At 70.1% G+C, this 16,960-nt stretch carries 14 protein-coding genes and 2 pseudogenes; 8 read left to right on the top strand and 8 right to left on the bottom strand.

Going from position 1 to position 16,960, the window contains the following annotated elements; translation table 11 throughout:
- Window positions 1-4 precede the first annotated feature (4 nt).
- Window positions 5-922: a hypothetical protein gene (locus tag ACRAWB_RS01435; RefSeq protein WP_431351730.1), complete on the bottom strand. Its 918-nt coding sequence runs from the start codon at window positions 920-922 to the stop codon at window positions 5-7.
- A gap of 223 nt (window positions 923-1,145) precedes the next feature.
- Here ACRAWB_RS01435 and ACRAWB_RS01430 point away from each other — a divergent pair, with 223 nt between their 5' ends.
- Both ACRAWB_RS01430 and ACRAWB_RS01425 read left to right on the top strand, forming a co-directional pair.
- Entirely contained in the window at window positions 1,146-1,697 is a 552-nt protein-coding gene (locus tag ACRAWB_RS01430; protein ID WP_431351729.1) for a TetR/AcrR family transcriptional regulator, read from the top strand.
- Window positions 1,698-1,775: 78 nt separating this feature from the next.
- Window positions 1,776-3,209, top strand: coding sequence for an MFS transporter (locus tag ACRAWB_RS01425; protein ID WP_431351728.1), 1,434 nt, complete (start codon window positions 1,776-1,778; stop codon window positions 3,207-3,209).
- A 96-nt stretch (window positions 3,210-3,305) separates the two neighbouring features.
- On the opposite strand, the gene ACRAWB_RS01420 is transcribed toward ACRAWB_RS01425, so the two are convergent.
- Window positions 3,306-4,745, bottom strand: a complete 1,440-nt coding sequence (locus tag ACRAWB_RS01420) for a GuaB1 family IMP dehydrogenase-related protein (RefSeq protein ID WP_431351727.1) — start codon at window positions 4,743-4,745, stop codon at window positions 3,306-3,308.
- A gap of 135 nt (window positions 4,746-4,880) precedes the next feature.
- Between ACRAWB_RS01420 and ACRAWB_RS01415 the strand changes: the two are divergent.
- From ACRAWB_RS01415 to ACRAWB_RS01405, 3 genes and pseudogenes are all read left to right on the top strand, one after another.
- A pseudogene (locus ACRAWB_RS01415) lies at window positions 4,881-4,985 on the top strand (hypothetical protein); the annotation flags it as partial.
- Window positions 4,946-8,724, top strand: a pseudogene (locus ACRAWB_RS01410) (multifunctional oxoglutarate decarboxylase/oxoglutarate dehydrogenase thiamine pyrophosphate-binding subunit/dihydrolipoyllysine-residue succinyltransferase subunit). The pseudogenes ACRAWB_RS01415 and ACRAWB_RS01410, both read left to right, overlap by 40 nt.
- Before the next feature lie 38 nt (window positions 8,725-8,762).
- The gene (locus tag ACRAWB_RS01405; RefSeq protein WP_431351726.1) at window positions 8,763-9,545 is read left to right on the top strand and encodes a VOC family protein; all 783 of its coding nucleotides are present in this window, start codon (window positions 8,763-8,765) and stop codon (window positions 9,543-9,545) included.
- 19 nt (window positions 9,546-9,564) lie between these two features.
- Here the strand turns inward: ACRAWB_RS01405 and ACRAWB_RS01400 are convergent, their stop codons facing one another.
- Together ACRAWB_RS01400 and ACRAWB_RS01395 are read right to left on the bottom strand one after the other, a co-directional pair.
- The gene (locus ACRAWB_RS01400; protein ID WP_064111200.1) at window positions 9,565-9,810 is read right to left on the bottom strand and encodes a zf-HC2 domain-containing protein; all 246 of its coding nucleotides are present in this window, start codon (window positions 9,808-9,810) and stop codon (window positions 9,565-9,567) included.
- Window positions 9,807-10,490 (bottom strand): sigma-70 family RNA polymerase sigma factor, encoded by a 684-nt coding sequence (locus ACRAWB_RS01395; RefSeq protein ID WP_431351725.1) that lies wholly within the window; start codon window positions 10,488-10,490, stop codon window positions 9,807-9,809. The genes ACRAWB_RS01400 and ACRAWB_RS01395 overlap by 4 nt, the downstream gene beginning before the upstream one ends.
- A gap of 43 nt (window positions 10,491-10,533) precedes the next feature.
- Between ACRAWB_RS01395 and aroA the strand changes: the two genes are divergently transcribed.
- From aroA to bcp, 3 genes are read left to right on the top strand one after another with little or no spacing between them, the layout of a single operon-like run.
- Window positions 10,534-11,892, top strand: a complete 1,359-nt coding sequence (gene aroA, locus ACRAWB_RS01390) for a 3-phosphoshikimate 1-carboxyvinyltransferase (protein WP_431351724.1) — start codon at window positions 10,534-10,536, stop codon at window positions 11,890-11,892.
- Window positions 11,893-12,942: a ribosome small subunit-dependent GTPase A gene (gene rsgA, locus ACRAWB_RS01385; RefSeq protein ID WP_431351723.1), complete on the top strand. Its 1,050-nt coding sequence runs from the start codon at window positions 11,893-11,895 to the stop codon at window positions 12,940-12,942. It abuts the gene before it with no gap.
- A 44-nt stretch (window positions 12,943-12,986) separates the two neighbouring features.
- Window positions 12,987-13,463 (top strand): thioredoxin-dependent thiol peroxidase, encoded by a 477-nt coding sequence (gene bcp, locus ACRAWB_RS01380; RefSeq protein ID WP_431351722.1) that lies wholly within the window; start codon window positions 12,987-12,989, stop codon window positions 13,461-13,463.
- A 23-nt stretch (window positions 13,464-13,486) separates the two neighbouring features.
- Here bcp and ACRAWB_RS01375 read toward each other — a convergent pair whose 3' ends face one another.
- Genes ACRAWB_RS01375 through ACRAWB_RS01360 form a run of 4 tightly spaced genes read right to left on the bottom strand, consistent with a single transcriptional unit; the run spans window position 13,487 to window position 16,888 of the window.
- Window positions 13,487-14,251 (bottom strand): ABC transporter ATP-binding protein, encoded by a 765-nt coding sequence (locus ACRAWB_RS01375; RefSeq protein ID WP_431351721.1) that lies wholly within the window; start codon window positions 14,249-14,251, stop codon window positions 13,487-13,489.
- Window positions 14,248-15,051 (bottom strand): ABC transporter ATP-binding protein, encoded by an 804-nt coding sequence (locus tag ACRAWB_RS01370; protein ID WP_431351720.1) that lies wholly within the window; start codon window positions 15,049-15,051, stop codon window positions 14,248-14,250. The genes ACRAWB_RS01375 and ACRAWB_RS01370 overlap by 4 nt, the downstream gene beginning before the upstream one ends.
- Window positions 15,048-15,929, bottom strand: coding sequence for an ABC transporter permease (locus ACRAWB_RS01365; RefSeq protein ID WP_431351719.1), 882 nt, complete (start codon window positions 15,927-15,929; stop codon window positions 15,048-15,050). Before ACRAWB_RS01365 ends, ACRAWB_RS01370 begins: the two co-directional genes overlap by 4 nt.
- Window positions 15,926-16,888 (bottom strand): ABC transporter permease, encoded by a 963-nt coding sequence (locus tag ACRAWB_RS01360; RefSeq protein WP_431351718.1) that lies wholly within the window; start codon window positions 16,886-16,888, stop codon window positions 15,926-15,928. Before ACRAWB_RS01360 ends, ACRAWB_RS01365 begins: the two co-directional genes overlap by 4 nt.
- Window positions 16,889-16,960 lie beyond the last annotated feature (72 nt).

Here is a 16,960-nt window from a genome sequence, read left to right as displayed (position 1 = left end):
ACCGTCAAAGGCCGAAGGAGGCTCCTGGCCTGGACCCGGAACCTCTATGTGGGTCGGGCCCGAGTTCCGTCCCTTGCCGAGACGAGACGATGCCGGTCAGCGAGAAGCCCTTTTCACTTATCAGGCCAGGCTGCCTGAAATACTCAGGGTGCGGCCCCCGAAAGTCACGCACGTAATTTGCCGTGACCGCAAAGCGCTGCATGGACCCCAGATCGGGCGGTTCGACGAATGTAATAAGGCCGCTGTCGCCGTCTGCTTTTCGCGGCAACGAGGTCACGATAGAACTGGCTCCGATGTGTTCGCCGCTTGAAGCCATTTCGGCGCTGAGCTCAGACAGGCGAAGCATGATCGGTCGAGGGTCGGCGGTGTCCTGACGCGCAAGCGCCTCCAAGTCAGCCTTCGCCTTTGCGATAGCCGGGTTCGTTAAGTCTCCGTTCTCGTCTTCTCCTCCAACGCTCCACAGAGTGGTCACCCCTGAGTCGTCCGGCGCAAGCGGATGCACTTCGAACTCCAAGTCGCGCGTTTTAGGGTCGAAACGAAGATCGATGTCATCCCATGCGTTGGTAACGATCCACCCGCGGGGTACGCGCTTACCGCGCTGCTCTTGGAACCCTGCGCCAAGTAACGCATGCGGCTCGAGAATTCGAAACCGCCTAAACGCTTCTGTTGCCTTCAAGGCGAGAGCGCGCAATCGCTCATCGCGTGGTACGCCATTCAGCGCGTCCGCCACCCATTCGTCGACTAATCGGTTGCCGATTCGAGCTACACCCGTCCAGCCGAAAATGTCGTCACTGTCAAGCTGCATAGTCTTCGTTGCCCAGTCGCTTTGATCCTCTACCCGACGCCCGCGCATGGTCGTGACACGCAAATCGCCACTTATGAACACGAACCGAGGTGTGGCCAGAGCAGAAATGAAGGTCAAATCGCATCTCCCTTCTGCCCCGCGTTGGCCCGCTCCCGGAGCGGAGGGATATCGACCACAACAAGCATCGAGAGCGACGCGAACGCGCAAGTCCAATCCGACGTAGCCAAAGTATCGGCCATGTCCCTCGCATGCGAGAGACGATCCGCAACTGGCGTGCCGGTCCGTCCGATCTTCGGTTCGTCGTTGACATTCCCGAAAGAGTGAGTGTACAGTCACTCACATGGCACGAACCCTCTCCACCGCAGACGACCGCCGCGAGGCGGTGCTCGACAGCGCCATCACGGTGTTCGCCGCGAGCGGCTACCTCGGCACCCCGATCGCGTCGATCGCCGCGGACGCCGACATCTCCACCGCGTACGTGTTCAAGCTCTTCCCCGGCAAGGAGACCCTGTTCGTCGCCGCCCTCGAGCGCTGCTTCGAGCGCATCGAGGCGGCGCTCGAGGAGGGCGCCCGCACCGTGGAGGACGGAACGCCTGCCGAAGTCCTCGACGCGATGGGTGAGGCGTACGCCGATCTGATCGCCGATCGCTCGCTGCTCATGCTCCAGGTGCACGCGCAGTCGGCGTCGGATGTCCCAGCCATCCAGGCCGCGCTCCGCCAGGGCCTCGCGCGCATCACCCGCTTCGCCACCGAGCGCTCCGGCGCCGACGGCGACGCCGTCCAGCACTTCATCGCCTGGGGCCAGCTCTGCCACCTCATCGTGACGGCCGGCCTCGACGAGATCCCGGAGACGTGGGCCCGCGTGCTCACGAAAGGGATCCGGCACCCCTGAACCACCCGCTCCCTCATTATCACATCGCACACCTCAAACAGTGATTGACCAGTCACTCACTAGCAAAGGAGAAAGATCATGAACACCACCCGTCTCGCTCCCCCGGCCGACGCCCCGTCGACCGCTATCACCCCGCGCAGCCGTCACCGCTGGTGGGCCCTGGCCGTCCTCGCCCTGGCGCAGTTCCTCGTCGTCCTCGACGCCTCCATCGTGAACATCGCCCTCCCGTCCGTCGGCTCGGCGCTCGGACTCGACACCGCCGCACTGGCCTGGGTGGTGACCGCGTACGTCCTCCCCTTCGGCGGCCTCCTGCTGCTGGGCGGCCGGCTGGCCGACCGCTACGGACACCGTCGGGTCTTCCTGATCGGCGTCGCGGGCTTCGCCCTCGCCTCGCTCGCGGCCGGCCTGTCGGTCGACGGCACCATGCTTCTCGCCGCCCGCGCGGTGCAGGGGGCGTTCGCCGCCCTCCTGGCGCCCGCGTCCCTCGCCCTCCTCACCCAGCTGTTCCCGGACGCCGCCGCCCGCGGCAAGGCTCTGGGGCTGTGGGGCGCCGTGGCCGGGATGGGCAGCGCCGCCGGCGTGCTCCTCGGCGGCGTGCTCACCGCGAGCTTCGGCTGGCCGGCCGTCTTCTTCGTCAACGTGCCGGTCGGCATCCTGGTGCTCGCCGTCATCCCGTTCCTCATCACGCGCGACCGGATCGCGACCCGTGAGCGGATGGACGCGGCCGGCGCCGCCACGGCGACCCTCGGTCTCGCCGCAGCCGTTGCAGCGCTCAGCGAGGGCGGCACGCTCGGCTGGACCCACCCGGTCGTCCTCGGCCTCGCGATCGCCGCTGTCGTCCTGCTCGCCGCCTTCGTGCTCGTCGAGCGCCGCGCATCCCACCCGCTGCTGCCGTTCGGCTTCTTCCGCAACCGCGACGCCCTCGCCGGCGATCTGGTGATGCTGGTGGTCGGCGGCGCGACCGTCGCGCTGTTCTTCGCCCTGTCGGTCTACCTGCAGGAGGTGCTGCGCCTGGATGCGCTCTCGGCCGGTCTCAGCCAGCTCCCGCTCGCGCTCGCCCTCGTCGGCGTCGCCGGGGCGGTGCCGGCGGTCGTGAACCGCGCCGGCCTGCGACCCACCCTGACGGGTGCGCTGGTCGTCCTCGCCGCGGGCGTCGTGTGGTTCGCCCTCGCCGGGTCGACCGGCTTCGTGCTCGGCTTCCTGCTCCCCAGCGTCGTCATCGGGCTAGGACTCGGCGCCACGTTCGTCACCGCCACCCAGCTCGCGGTGCGCGGGGTGCCGGAGTCGGAGTCCGGCCTGGCGAGCGGTCTCGTCAACACGGCCCAGCAGATCGGTGGAGCGCTCGGGCTGGCGGTCCTGGGCGGGATCGCCGCCGCTCAGACCTCCGCGCTGACCGCCGGAGGTGCGACCGCCGCGGACGCCGCCGCAGGAGGCTTCCTGCTCCTGTTCCTCGGCGTCGCCGCCCTGGCCGTGATCGGAGCCGCCGTCACCGTCCTCATCCGCCGCCGCTGACCCCGCTCCCCCGCTCCCCCCGCTGAATTGCTCGTCGTTGCGATCGGCACGCCGTGCCGGACAGCAACGACGAGCAATTCGCGGAAGGGGAAGGGGCTACCAGCTGACAGGGAGCGCCTTGCCCTCCTCGTAGCCGGCGGCCGACTGGATGCCGACAAGCGCACGCTCGTGGAACTCCGCGAGCGTGCGCGCTCCGGCGTATGTGAACGAACTGCGGACGCCCGTGGTGATCATGTCGAGCAGGTCCTCCACCGACGGCCGCATCGGGTCGAGGTAGATGCGGGAGCTCGAGATGCCCTCGGCGAAGAGCTCCTTGCGGGCCAGGTCGTACGCGTCCAGCCGCTCGAAGCGTCCCTTGACCGCCTTGGTGGAGGCCATGCCCCAGCTCTCCTTGTAGAGGGCGCCGTTCGCGTCCCGGTCGAGCGTGCCGGGCGCCTCGATCGTCCCGGCGAACCAGGAGCCGATCATCACCGAGGCGCCGCCCGCGGCGAGCGCCAGCGCCACGTCGCGCGGGTACCGCACGCCGCCGTCCGCCCAGACGTGGGCGCCGAGCTCGCGGGCGGTCGCGCTGGTCTCGAGCACCGCCGAGAACTGGGGACGCCCGACCGCGGTCATCATGCGGGTCGTGCACATGGCGCCCGGTCCGACGCCGACCTTGAGGATGTCCGCACCGGCGGCCACGAGGTCGCGGACCGCCTGCTCGGTCACGACGTTGCCCGCGACGATCGGCAGGCCGAGGTCGAGCGCCTTGACCGTGCGGATGGCGCGGATCATGCCGTCCTGGTCGCCGTGCGCGGTGTCGATCACCAGCACGTCGACGCCGGCCGCGGCGAGCGCCTTCGCCTTCCCTTCGACGTCGCCGTTGATGCCGACCGCGGCCGCGACGCGCAGCCGGCCGTGCGCGTCCAGCGCGGGCGTGTAGATCGTGGAGCGGAGGGCGCTGCGGCGAGACAGGGTGCCGACGACCTTGCCGTGGTCGAGGACCGGGGCGAATTCGAGCCCGGCGGCGTCCATCACCCGGAAGGCGGCCCGACCGTCGGACAGGTCCTCTGCGTCGAGCGAGGTGAGCGCGCCGTGCAGCAGGTCGCCGATCCGCGCATCCGGCAAGGCGGAGCCCAGCTGCACCGCGGCCAGGCAGCCGAGGTAGGCGCCGGATGCGTCGCTCACGACGATCCCGTGCCCCTCCACCGGCGGGATGCGGCGCAGCACGTCGGCGACCGACTCGTCCGGCCGGGCGTCGTACGGGGTGTCGAACGCCACCGGCTGGGCCTTCACCCAGCGGATCGCGTCGTCGAGGTCCTGCAGGCGCATGTCCTGCGGGAGCACGCCGAGTCCACCGCGCCGGGCGAGGGTCGCGGCGAGGCGCTTGCCGGTCACCGAGTTCATGTTGGCGGACACGATCGGGATGGTCGCGCCGGTGCCGTCGTTGGGCGCGAGGGACACGTCCAGACGGCTGGTGACGTTCGATCGCGACGGTACGAGGAACACGTCGGAGTAGGTGAGGTCGTGGCGCGGCGACGTTCCATAGAACTGCATGGGAATAACGCTATCCCGCTCTCCTGAGCGACCGCACCCGGCCGTCGATGGGATTAGGCTTGATGCTCGGATGGAAGCGGGCGGTTCTTTGCCGCTCGGTCATGAGAAATCAACGGAGAGAGTGGGCGATCGGCTGTGTCGAGCCAATTGACCGGAGTGGGAACCGAAGACGGATCCTCGGGCGAATTCGGAGCCAACGAATGGCTCGTCGACGAGCTGTACGAGCAGTTCGTGCGCGACAAGAACTCGGTCGACAAGTCGTGGTGGCCGATCCTCGAGAACTACCACCCGGCCGTAAAGGACGAGTCCACCCCGTCGCCGGACGAGACCCCTGCTCCGACCCCTGCCGAGCCCACGGCCCCGACCCCGTCGGAGCCGCTTGCGCCCTCCCCCGCCGAGCCGACCGCGCCGACCCCGTCCGAGCCGACGACACCGGCTCCCCCGGCGGGCGGCGCCCCCGCCCCGCATCCGAACGAGCCGAAGCCCGTCACCACTCCCATCCCGGTGATCGGCCAGCAGCCCGTCGCGCGCACCACGTCCGTCGCGCCGAAGCCGACGCCCGTCCCCGCCGATGCTCCCGTGACGGCGCCCAACGCCACGGTCGACGCGGCCGAAGAGGACAAGGTCACCCGCTCCGCGGCATGTCCAAGACCCTGGCCACCAACATGGACGCGTCGCTCACCGTCCCGACGGCGACCAGCGTCCGCACCATCCCGGCCAAGCTGATGATCGACAACCGCATCGTCATCAACAACCACCTCAAGCGCGCCCGCGGCGGCAAGGTCTCGTTCACCCACCTGATCGGCTGGGCGCTCATCCAGGCGCTCAAGGAGTTCCCGAGCCAGAACGTGTACTACGAGGAGGTCGACGGCAAGCCGTCGGTCGTCGCTCCGGCGCACATCAACCTCGGCATCGCGATCGACCTCCCGAAGCCGGACGGCACCCGCGCCCTCCTCGTGCCGAGCATCAAGCGCGCCGACACCATGCGCTTCGGCGAATACCTCGCCGCCTATGAAGAGCTCGTCAGCAAGGCCCGCAACAACAAGCTCGCGGCGTCGGACTTCGCCGGCACGACGATCTCGCTCACCAACCCGGGCGGCATCGGCACGGTCCACTCCGTGCCCCGCCTGATGAAGGGCCAGGGCGCGATCATCGGCGCCGGTGCCCTCGAGTACCCGGCCGAGTTCCAGGGCTCCGCCGAGAAGACCCTGGCGGGCCTCGCCATCGGCAAGACGATCACGCTCACCAGCACCTACGACCACCGCGTCATCCAGGGCGCCGGCTCCGGCGAGTTCCTGAAGATCGTGCACGAGCTGCTGATCGGCAAGCGCAACTTCTACGAGGACATCTTCGCCGAGCTGCGCATCCCGTACATGCCGATCCACTGGAACCCGGACATCGCGGTCGACCTGGCCAGCGCCGTCGACAAGACCGCCCGCGTCCAGGAGCTCATCAACTCGTACCGCGTGCGCGGCCACCTGATGGCCGACATCGACCCGCTCGAGTACAAGCAGCGCACCCACCCCGACCTCGAGATCGAGAACCACGGCCTGACCTTCTGGGACCTCGACCGCGAGTTCGTCACCGGCCAGTTCGGCGGCGACCGCCGCAAGATGCTGCTCCGCGACATCCTCGGCGTGCTGCGCGACTCCTACTGCCGCACCGTCGGCATCGAGTACATGCACATCCAGGACCCGGCCCAGCGCAAGTGGTTCCAGGACAAGCTGGAGCGCCCCTACGAGAAGCCGAACCACGACGAGCAGCTGCGCATCCTGGGCAAGCTCAACGAGGCCGAGGCGTTCGAGACCTTCTTGCAGACCAAGTACGTCGGGCAGAAGCGGTTCAGCCTGGAGGGCGGCGAGTCCACCATCCCGCTGCTGGATGCGATCATTCAGGGCGCCGCCGAGGCCGGGATGGACGAGGTCGCGATCGGCATGGCCCACCGCGGCCGGCTCAACGTGCTGACGAACATCGCCGGCAAGACGTACGGCCAGATCTTCCGCGAGTTCGAGGGCACGCAGGACCCGAAGACCGTTCAGGGCTCCGGCGACGTCAAGTACCACCTGGGCACCGAGGGCACCTTCAAGGGCGCCGGCGGCGAGGAGATCCCGGTCTACCTCGCGGCGAACCCGTCGCACCTCGAGGCCGTCGACGGCGTCCTGGAGGGCATCGTCCGTGCCAAGCAGGACCGCCGCCCGGCGGGCACCTTCCTGACGCTGCCGATCCTCATCCACGGCGACGCGGCCATGGCCGGCCAGGGCATCGTGGTCGAGCAGATGCAGATGTCGCAGCTGCGCGCCTACAAGACCGGCGGCACCATCCACGTCAACATCAACAACCAGGTCGGCTTCACCACCTCCCCGGGGAGGCCCGCAGCTCGGTGTACTCGACGGACGTGGCCAAGACCATCCAGGCGCCGATCTTCCACGTGAACGGCGACGACCCGGAGGCCGTGGTCCGCGTCGCGGAGATCGCCTTCGCCTACCGCCAGGAGTTCAAGCGCGACGTGGTCATCGACCTCGTCTGCTACCGCCGCCGCGGCCACAACGAGGGCGACGACCCCTCGATGACCCAGCCGCTGATGTACAGCCTCATCGAGGCGAAGCGCTCCGTCCGCCGCCTCTACACCGAGGCGCTGGTCGGACGCGGCGACATCACCGAAGAGGAGTACGAGCAGGCGCACCGGGACTTCCAGGAGCGCCTGGAGCGCGCGTTCATGGAGACGCACGCGGCGCAGACCACGCCGACGCCGGTGCTGACCCCGGGCGACGAGGGCGACCTCGAGCAGCCGAACCACGGCGACGACGGCAACGTCGGCGAGCCGGAGACCACCGCGGTGAGCGAGCAGGTCATCCACATGATCGGCGACGCGTTCAACAACCCGCCCGCCGGCTTCACCGTGCACCCGAAGCTGCAGCAGCTGCTCAACAAGCGCAGCGAGATGAGCCGCAACGGCGGCATCGACTGGGGCTTCGGCGAACTGCTCGCCCTCGGCTCCCTGCTGGTGGAGGGCACCCCGGTGCGCCTCGCCGGTCAGGACTCCCGCCGCGGCACGTTCGTGCAGCGCCACGCCGTGCTGCACGACCGGGTGAACGGCCAGGAGTGGCTGCCGCTGGCGAACCTCAGCGACAACCAGGCCAAGTTCTGGATCTACGACTCGCTCCTCAGCGAGTACGCCGCGATGGGCTTCGAGTACGGCTACTCGGTCGAGCGTGCGGACGCGCTGGTGCTGTGGGAGGCGCAGTTCGGCGACTTCGCCAACGGCGCCCAGATCATCATCGACGAGTTCATCTCCTCGGCCGAGCAGAAGTGGGGCCAGCGCTCGTCGCTGGTGCTGCTGCTCCCCCACGGCTACGAGGGTCAGGGACCGGACCACTCCAGCGCCCGCATCGAGCGGTACCTGCAGCTCTGCGCCGAGAACAACATGACCGTCGCGCGCCCGTCGACCCCGGCGTCGTACTTCCACCTCCTGCGCCGCCAGGCTTACGCCCGCCCGCGCCGTCCGCTCGTCGTCTTCACCCCGAAGGCGATGCTCCGCCTCCGCGGTGCGTCGAGCAACGTCGAGGACTTCACGCACGGCCGCTTCGAGCCGGTGATCGACGACCAGCGAATCACCGACAAGGGCGCCGTGAAGCGCGTCCTGCTCATGGCCGGCAAGCTCTACTACGACCTGCTCAACGAGCTGGAGAAGAACCCGAACCCGGAGATCGCGCTGGTGCGCGTGGAGCAGTTCTACCCGCTCCCCGGCGACGAGCTGAAGGCCGTGGTCGACTCCTACCCGAACGCGGAGCTCGTGTGGGTGCAGGACGAGCCGGAGAACCAGGGCGCCTGGCCGTTCATGATCCTGGAGACCTCGAAGCTCGGACCGCGCCCGCTCGGCGTCGTCTCGCGCCCGCCGTCGGCGTCGCCCGCCGCCGGTTCGGCCAAGCGCCACGCGCAGGAGCAGCAGATCCTCATCCAGCGCGCGCTGACCCTCTAGGTCTGCCGCAGGCCCGCCGGGGCGGCTAGGTTGGCACCATGACCGTCGTGACCAACCACCGCCTCGGCGAGCCCTGCTGGGTCGACTACGCCGCCACCGATGTCCCGCGGGCCCGCGACTTCTACACCAGCCTGTTCGGCTGGACCGCGGAGGAGGCGGGCGAGGAGTACGGCGGCTACATCACGTTCCGCCGTGACGGCCGTGCGGTCGCGGGCCTCGGCCCGGTGATGGGCGGCGGGGGTGGCGACGCGTGGCTGACGTACCTCCTGGTGGAGGACGCCGAGACAGCCGAGAAGGCGGCGCTCCAGGCCGGTGCACAGGTGGTCGCCCCGACGATGACCGTCGGCGACCAGGGCCGCCTCGCCGTCATCCTGGACCCGGGCGGCGCGGTCGTGGGCCTGTGGGACCCGGAACAGCACCGCGGCTACGAGCTGGTCGCCGAGGTGGGCGGGATCTCGTGGCACGAGCTGTACGCGCGCGACTTCGCCGCGCAGATCGACTTCTACACGCGCGTCTTCGGCTGGAAGACGCAGGTGCTCGGCGATACGGCCGACTTCCGCTACTCGACCTTCGGCGACCCGGCGTCACCGAGCGGCGGGATCTTCGACGCGAACGGCATGCTGCCGGAGGGCGTCCCTTCGCACTGGGTCGTCTACTTCGGCGTGGCGGACGCTGCTGCCGCCTCCCAGCGCGTCGTGGAGTTGGGCGGGACGGTCATCCGCGATCCGTGGGACAGCGAGTTCGGCCGCTTCGCGCAGGCCACCGACCCGCTCGGCGGGCTGTTCTTCCTCCACGAGGTCGGGTCGGGTAGCGCGGCCTAGCGCGCCGGCCCTCCCGCGCTCAGTGCGCGGTCGCCTGGAAGGACCGGATGCGCAGCAGCACCTCGGTGCGCAGCGTCTCGGGCGCGGTCTCCTTGCACGCCCGCTGCACCACCTCGGTGAGCACGACGTTCAGGTGCGCCTCGTCGGAGCATCCTGAGCAGTTCGCCAGGTGCTCGCGCACGTCGGCAGCATCCTCGCTGCACAGTTCGTTGCGCAGGTACTCCTCGAGCTCGGCCTTCGCCTTCTCGCAGCCGCAGTCGGTCATTTCTTGCTCCTGGTGGTCTGCACGGCGCGACCCTCCTGGACGGCGGAGAGTCCGCGCTCGTGCGCGTAGTCGGTCAGAAGCTCCCGGAGCATGCGACGGCCGCGGTGCAGGCGGCTCATCACGGTGCCGATCGGGGTCTTCATGATGTCGGCGATCTCCTGGTAGGAGAAACCCTCGACATCGGCGAGGTACACGGCCAGCCGGAAGTCCTCCGGGATGGCCTGCAGCGCGTCCTTGACGGCGCTGTCCGGCAGGTGGTCGATCGCCTCGGCCTCGGCCGAACGGCTCGAGGACGAGGACATGGACTCCGCGCCCCCCAGCTGCCAGTCCTCGAGCTCGTCGATCGTCCCCTGGTAGGGCTCGCGCTGCTTCTTGCGGTACGTGTTGATGAACGTGTTGGTGAGGATGCGGTACAGCCAGGCCTTCAGGTTGGTGCCCTGCTGGAACTGGTTGAAGGCCGCATACGCCTTCACGAACGTCTCCTGCACGAGGTCTTGCGCGTCGGACGGATTCCGGGTCATCCGCAGCGCAGCCGCGTACAGCTGGTCCATGAAGGGCAGGGCCTGCTCCTCGAAGAGGTGGCCCTGGTCCTCGGTGGTCTCGGTGCTCATCACCGGCCAGTCTAGTTCCGTCGCCCGCACAGCGACGCGGGGAGCGTCGAGCAGGGCGGTGGCGGTCATGGACTGATCCTTTCTTGGGCGATCCCGGATAATCTGGACAACAATGCTGATCTCGAAATATTCCGCTCCCGATTTCGACCCGTACGGCGACAACCGCTCGGAGGAGCCGAACACGCTGTGGCCCGCCCCCGTGGCGGGCGGTCCGGTGTCCGCGACCGTGTCCCTCCCCGGGTCCAAGTCGCTGACGGCGCGGGAGCTGGTGCTCGCTGCGCTGGCGGACGGCCCGTCGCTGCTCCGCTCGCCGCTGCACTCGCGCGACAGCGCGAACATGGTCGAGGCGCTGCGAGCCCTCGGGGTCGGCATCCAGGAGCGTGACGGCGCCGGCGAGTTCGGCGCGGACCTGCTCGTCACCCCGGCCGAGGAACTGCTCGGCAGCACGACAATCGAGTGCGGCCAGGCCGGCACGGTCATGCGCTTCGTCCCGCCGATCGCCGGGCTTGCCCTCGGCCCGACGATGTTCGACGCCGACGACTCGGCCCGCGGCCGTCCGATGGGCGCGATCATCGCCGCCCTCCGTGCCCTCGGCGTGGATGTGAACGACGACGGTCGCGGCTCCCTTCCCTTCACCGTGCACGGCACGGGCCGCGTGGCGGGCGGCGCCGTCGAGGTGGATGCGTCCAGCTCCAGCCAGTTCGTCAGCGCTCTGCTGCTGTCGGCGAGCCGTTTCGAGAACGGCCTCGACCTCACGCACTCCGGCGAGCGCCTGCCGAGCCTCCCCCACATCGAGATGACCATCGCGGCCCTCGCCCAGCGCGGCGTGACCGTCGAGTCGCCGTCGACCGGCCGCTGGATCGTCGCTCCGGGGTCCATCGCGGCCCGCGACGTCGACATCGAGCCCGACCTGTCCAACGCCGCCCCGTTCCTGGCCGCGGCTGTGGTGACCGGCGGCACCGTCACGATCACCGGCTGGCCCGCCTCCACCACCCAGGTGGGCGCCGACCTCGCCGACCTGCTCCCTCTCTTCGGCGCGACCGTAACGCGCGACGGCGACCGCCTCACGGTCACCGGCCCCGAGCGCCCGAACGGCGTCACCCTCGACCTGACGACCGGCGGCGAGCTCGCGCCGGCCCTGGTGGCGATCGCGGCTCTGGCCGACGGCCCGAGCGAGATCACCGGGATCGGGCACATCCGCCACCACGAGACGGACCGTCTCGCCGCCCTCGCCGCGGAGATCAACGGCCTCGGCGGCGCGGTGACCGAACTGGAGGACGGCCTGCGCATCGAGCCGCGCCCCCTGCACGGCGGCGTCTGGCGCAGCTACGAGGACCACCGCATGGCGACCGCCGGCGCGATCGTCGGCCTGGTCGTCGAGGGCGTCGAGATCGAGAACGTGGCCACCACCGCCAAGACCCTGCCGCAGTTCACGCAGCTGTGGGCCCGGATGCTCGGGGCCGGCCTCTAGATGTCGTGGTGGGCGGATGACGACGACGAGGACGACGAGGACGACCTCTACGACGAGTCCAGCGTCCGCACCCGGCCGAATCCCAAGGGCAACCGGCCGCGCACCAAGACGCGACCCGAGCACGCGGACGCCGAGATCGCCCGCGTGCTGGGCGTCGACCGCGGCCGGTACACCGTGCTGCTGGACGAGGACACTCCCGACGAACGCCAGGTGACGGCTGCGCGAGCGAGCGAGCTGCGCCGCAATCCCATCGTGACCGGCGACCGCGTGGCCGTCGTCGGCGACACCACGGGTGAGGAGGGGACGCTCGCCCGCATCGTCCGCGTGGAGCCGCGCACCACCCTGCTGCGCCGGAGCGCCGACGACACCGACGAGGTCGAGCGCGTCATCGTCGCCAACGCCGACCAGATGCTGATCGTGGTCGCGGCCGCGAATCCCGAGCCGCGCACCCGCCTGGTCGACCGCTACCTCGTCGCCGCCTACGACGCCGGCATCGAGCCGATGCTCTGCGTCACCAAGACCGACCTGGCCGATCCGGCACCGTTCCTCCAGAACTTCGCCGGTCTCGACCTGCCGGTGTTCACCAGCCGGCAGGACAGCATCCCGGTGCACGACATCGCCGCCGCCCTCGTTGGCCACGACACCGTCGTGGTCGGGCACTCGGGCGTCGGCAAGTCGACCCTCGTGAACGCGCTCGTCCCGGGTGCCCGGCGCGCGACCGGCCACGTCAACGAGGTGACCGGACGCGGGCGTCACACGTCGTCCTCGACCGTGTCGCTGCGGGTCGAGGATGGCTCGGGGCACCACGGCTGGGTCATCGACACACCGGGCGTGCGGTCGTTCGGCCTCGGGCACGTGAACACCGACAGCATCCTGAAGGCGTTCACCGACCTTGCCGCGATCGCCGAGGACTGCCCGCGCGGCTGCACGCACCTCCCGGACGCCCCGGACTGCGCCATCATCGAGGCGGTCGAGGAGGGCCGGCTCGGCGAAGCGGGACGCGCACGGCTCGACTCGCTGCAGCGGCTGCTGGCGACGTTCGCGCGCTGACGGCCGCTGCCTCCGTCGCGCTCATTCGCTGCCAGAATGGAGTCATGACGGATGTGCGACTCCAGGCGGGCGAGCAGGCTCCCGCATTCACGCTGACCGACCAGGACGGTTCGGAGGTCTCGCTCGGCGACTTCGCCGGGAAGAACGTGATCGTGTACTTCTACCCGGCCGCGATGACGCCGGGCTGCACGACCGAGGCCTGCGACTTCCGCGACAACCTCAACTCGCTGAAGTCGGCCGGCTACCAGGTGATCGGCATCTCGAAGGACGCCCCGGCGCGCAACAAGGAGTTCCAGGAGCAGGAAGGCCTGAACTTCCCGCTGCTGTCGGACGAAGACCTCGCCGTGCACAAGGAGTACGGCGCCTACGGCGAGAAGAAGCTCTACGGCAAGACCGTCGAGGGCGTCATCCGTTCGACCTTCGTCGTCGACCCCGACGGTTCCCTCCGCCTTCCGCTGTACAACGTGAAGGCGACCGGACACGTCGCGGCGCTGCGCAAGAAGCTCAAGATCGACGCGTGACGCGTGATGCGCCTGTCTAGAGACTAGACAGGCAGCCGCGGCACGGACGCCAGCAGGCGCTGCGTGTACGGGTCGCGCGGGGCGCCGAGGACGGTCCGCGTCTCCCCCTGCTCCACGACGCGGCCGCCTTGCAGCACCACGGTCTCGGCGCAGAGCGAGGCGACCACACCGAGGTCGTGGGACACCATGACCACGGTCAGCTCTTCGCGTGCGGCGAGCTCGCCGAGCAGGTCGATGATCTGGATGCGCGTGGTCACGTCCAGGGCGCTGACCGGTTCGTCGGCCAGCAGCACGCGCGGGCGCGAGACGATCGCCCGCGCGATCGCGATGCGCTGCCGCTGACCGCCGGAGAACTCGTGCGGGTAGCGGCGGGCGGCGTCCGCCGGAAGCGCGACCTCCTCGAGCGCCTGGGCCACGCGGTCGCGTTCGTCGGCGCCGCTCGCGATGCCGAGCGAGGCCAACGGCTCGCCCACGATCCGCCCGACGCTCTGCCGCGGATCGAGCGACGAGTACGGATCCTGGAACACCGGCTGGACCGTGCGTCGGAAGCGCCGGAGCTGCTGCCGGTCTCGCGGGTCGAGCGGCTGCCCGTCGAAGAGCACCACGCCGCTGGTCGGCCGCGTGAGCCCGAGCAGCAGCGACAGGGCGGTGGTCTTCCCGGCGCCGGACTCCCCCACCAGCCCGAGACTCCGCCCGGGCTCGACGGCGAACGAGACGCTGTCCAGCGCCGGCGCCGCGGCACGGCGGTACCGGAACCCGGCGTCGCGCAGTTCGAGGATGGCCGTCATCGCACCTCCAGGGCGGCGTCGAGCTCCCGGGCGCTGCGGACGAGCTCGGCCGTGTACGGGTGCGTCGGGGCGGAAAGCAGCCGGTCGAGCGGACCGTCCTCGACCATGCGGCCGCCGCGCAGCACGATCGCGCGCTGCGCCATCCGGGACACCACCGCGAGGTCGTGGCTCACGAAGAGGAGCGCCATGTCGCGCTCCGCCACGAGCCCTTCCAGCAGCGCGAGGACGTCGGCCTGCACCGTCACGTCGAGGGCGGTGGTCGGTTCGTCGGCGATGAGCAGCTGCGGCCGGCACGCGAGTGCGGCGGCGATCGCGACGCGCTGCCGCTGCCCGCCGGAGATCTCCCACGAGTAGGCGCGCGCGATGCGGTCGGGTTCCGGCAGTCCCACCTCGGCGAGGGCGTCGAGCACCGCCCGCTGGAGGGCGTCGCCGCGCAGGCCGAGGTGCCGGCGCAGCGGTTCGGCGACCTGGCGCCCGAGGCGCATGAGCGGGTCGAGCGCTGTCAGCGGCTCCTGGAACACCGTGGACGCGACGCGGCCGCGCAGCGGCACCAGGTCGCGCTCGCGTGCGCCGACGACCTGCACGCCGTCGAGCAGCACGCTGCCCCTCGCCGTCAGCCCCTCCGGGAGCAGCCCGGTCAGCGCGAAGGACGTGAGGGACTTGCCCGACCCCGACTCGCCGATCAGGCTCAGCCGCTCACCGGCCCGCAGGTCGAACGACACGTCGTTCACGAGCGGCACTCCGTCTCGCGTCGCGACGGACAGCCCGCGCACCTCCAGCAGCACGTCCTGCCCGCTCATCGCGACCTCCTCCGCGTCGGGTCGGCCACATCCCGCAGCCCGTCGGCCACGAGGTTGACCCCGATCACCAGGACCACGAGCGCCACGCCCGGCGCGATCGCGCCGACCGGCGCCGTCGAGACGGTGCCCTGCGCCTCCTGCAGCATGCGGCCCCACGAGGCGTTGGGGGGCGGCGCGCCCAGCCCCAGGTACGACAGGCTCGCCTCGGCGAGGACGGCGACGCCGAACTGCAGCGCGAGGCTGACGCTCAGGGTCGGCCAGATGTTCGGCAGGATGTGCCGGGCGATGATGCCCCACCACGACGTGCCGGAGGTGCGCGCCGCCGTCACGTACTGCTGCGCGAGCACCCGCTTGGCCAGCACGCGCGTCAGCCGCGCGACCACCGCCGACATGGCCAGGCCGATCGCGACGATCGCCGTGCCGAGCGAGGCGCCCTGGGCCGCGACGATGAGCATCGCGAGCAGCAGCGTCGGGAACGCGATCAGGATGTCGAGGACGGCCGACAGCGTGTCGTCCACCCACTTGGTCGCGAACGCCGCGAGGAGGCCGAGCGTGATGCCGACGAGGGCGCCGATCACGACAGACCCGAGCCCCACGGCGAGCGCGATGCGCGCGCCGATCATGAGCTGGGTCAGCAGGTCGCGGCCGAAGCGGTCCGTTCCGAGCCAGTGGGCGCCGCTCGGCTGCTCGAGGCGCGTTCCGGAGGTGTCGGACTGCGCGTACGGCAGCCAGGCGAAAGAGACGACGGCGACGATGACGACGAGCCCGACCAGGGTCAGTCCGATGCCGAGGCTCACCGAGCGCCGGACGCGACGCCGGGGGCGCCCCGCCGGCTCCGGCGCGGCCGCCTCGGTCGCCTGCTCCACGATCGCGCTCATGCGTTCCCCGAGATGCTGCGGCGCAGCCGCGGGTCGACGAGCCGCTGCGCGATGTCGGCGAGGAACCCGACGATCAGCACCAGCAGCGTCGAGACGAAAAGGATGCCCTGGATGTTCGGATAGTCGTGCTGCTCGATCGCCTTCAGCAGCATGCTCCCGAGCCCGGGAAGGGTGAACACGCTCTCGACGACGACCGCGCCGAGGAACGTGGTGGCCAGCTCGATGCCGAGCACCGAGATGACCGGGACGGCGCCATTGCGGACACCATGACGCCACATCGCCCGCGAGAAGCCCGACCCGAGTGCGCGGGCGTTGCGCAGGTAGTCGCTGCCGATCACATCCAGCGTCGCACTGCGCACATAGCGGGAGATGGACGCGCTCATCACGATCGCGATCGTCACCACCGGCAGCGCGAGCGAGGTGAGCGCGGCGGAAGGGTCCTCCCAGTCGTCGCGCGGGAACCCGCCCGACGGGAACCACCCCAGGGTGATGGCGAACACATCCACGAGCAGGATGCCGACCCAGAACACCGGCACGGCGATGCCCAGCTGCGAGAACGCGGACAGCGCCACCCCGTACCAGCGGTCGGCCTTCCACGCGGCCACGAAGCCGATCGGCAGGGCGAGCACGAGCGCGAGCCCGAACGAGAGCAGGGTCAGCGGCACCGTCACCGACAGCCGCGCCGCGATTTCGGGACCGACCGGCAGGGAGCTGATGAACGACTCCCCCAGGTTGAGGGTGAGGAGGCTGCCGAACCACGAGAAGAACTGCTGCAGCAGCGGCTGATCGCTGCCGACCTGCCGCTGCGCCGCCGCGATCTGCTCCTTGGTGGCGCCGACCGACAGCAGCGCGTTGGACGGGTCGCCCGGGAGCACCCGGAGCAGGAAGAAGAGCACGACCATGGCCAGCAGCAGCGACACCACGAGGAACGCGGTGCGGCGGACGAGGTAGAGAGCCATGGTGCTTTCAGCGTAGATGCTCGGGGAACCGGCCGACCGGCTCCCCGAGCATCTGTGGATAACGCGGAGTGG

Origin of the sequence: Leifsonia poae (assembly GCF_050632865.1) — a bacterium.
GTDB lineage: Bacteria > Actinomycetota > Actinomycetes > Actinomycetales > Microbacteriaceae > Leifsonia > Leifsonia poae_B.
The sequence above is the reverse complement of the archived record's forward strand: the minus strand, read 5'-3'. Positions and strand labels throughout refer to the sequence as shown.

Coding starts and splice junctions, on each gene's coding strand:
- ACRAWB_RS01430 (WP_431351729.1), top strand. CDS start 1,146: ATGGCACGAACCCTCTCCACCGCAGACGACCGCCGCGAGGCGGTGCTC.
- ACRAWB_RS01425 (WP_431351728.1), top strand. CDS start 1,776: ATGAACACCACCCGTCTCGCTCCCCCGGCCGACGCCCCGTCGACCGCT.
- ACRAWB_RS01420 (WP_431351727.1), bottom strand. CDS start 4,745: ATGCAGTTCTATGGAACGTCGCCGCGCCACGACCTCACCTACTCCGAC.
- ACRAWB_RS01405 (WP_431351726.1), top strand. CDS start 8,763: ATGACCGTCGTGACCAACCACCGCCTCGGCGAGCCCTGCTGGGTCGAC.
- ACRAWB_RS01400 (WP_064111200.1), bottom strand. CDS start 9,810: ATGACCGACTGCGGCTGCGAGAAGGCGAAGGCCGAGCTCGAGGAGTAC.
- ACRAWB_RS01395 (WP_431351725.1), bottom strand. CDS start 10,490: ATGACCGCCACCGCCCTGCTCGACGCTCCCCGCGTCGCTGTGCGGGCG.
- aroA (WP_431351724.1), top strand. CDS start 10,534: ATGCTGATCTCGAAATATTCCGCTCCCGATTTCGACCCGTACGGCGAC.
- rsgA (WP_431351723.1), top strand. CDS start 11,893: ATGTCGTGGTGGGCGGATGACGACGACGAGGACGACGAGGACGACCTC.
- bcp (WP_431351722.1), top strand. CDS start 12,987: ATGACGGATGTGCGACTCCAGGCGGGCGAGCAGGCTCCCGCATTCACG.
- ACRAWB_RS01375 (WP_431351721.1), bottom strand. CDS start 14,251: ATGACGGCCATCCTCGAACTGCGCGACGCCGGGTTCCGGTACCGCCGT.
- ACRAWB_RS01370 (WP_431351720.1), bottom strand. CDS start 15,051: ATGAGCGGGCAGGACGTGCTGCTGGAGGTGCGCGGGCTGTCCGTCGCG.
- ACRAWB_RS01365 (WP_431351719.1), bottom strand. CDS start 15,929: ATGAGCGCGATCGTGGAGCAGGCGACCGAGGCGGCCGCGCCGGAGCCG.
- ACRAWB_RS01360 (WP_431351718.1), bottom strand. CDS start 16,888: ATGGCTCTCTACCTCGTCCGCCGCACCGCGTTCCTCGTGGTGTCGCTG.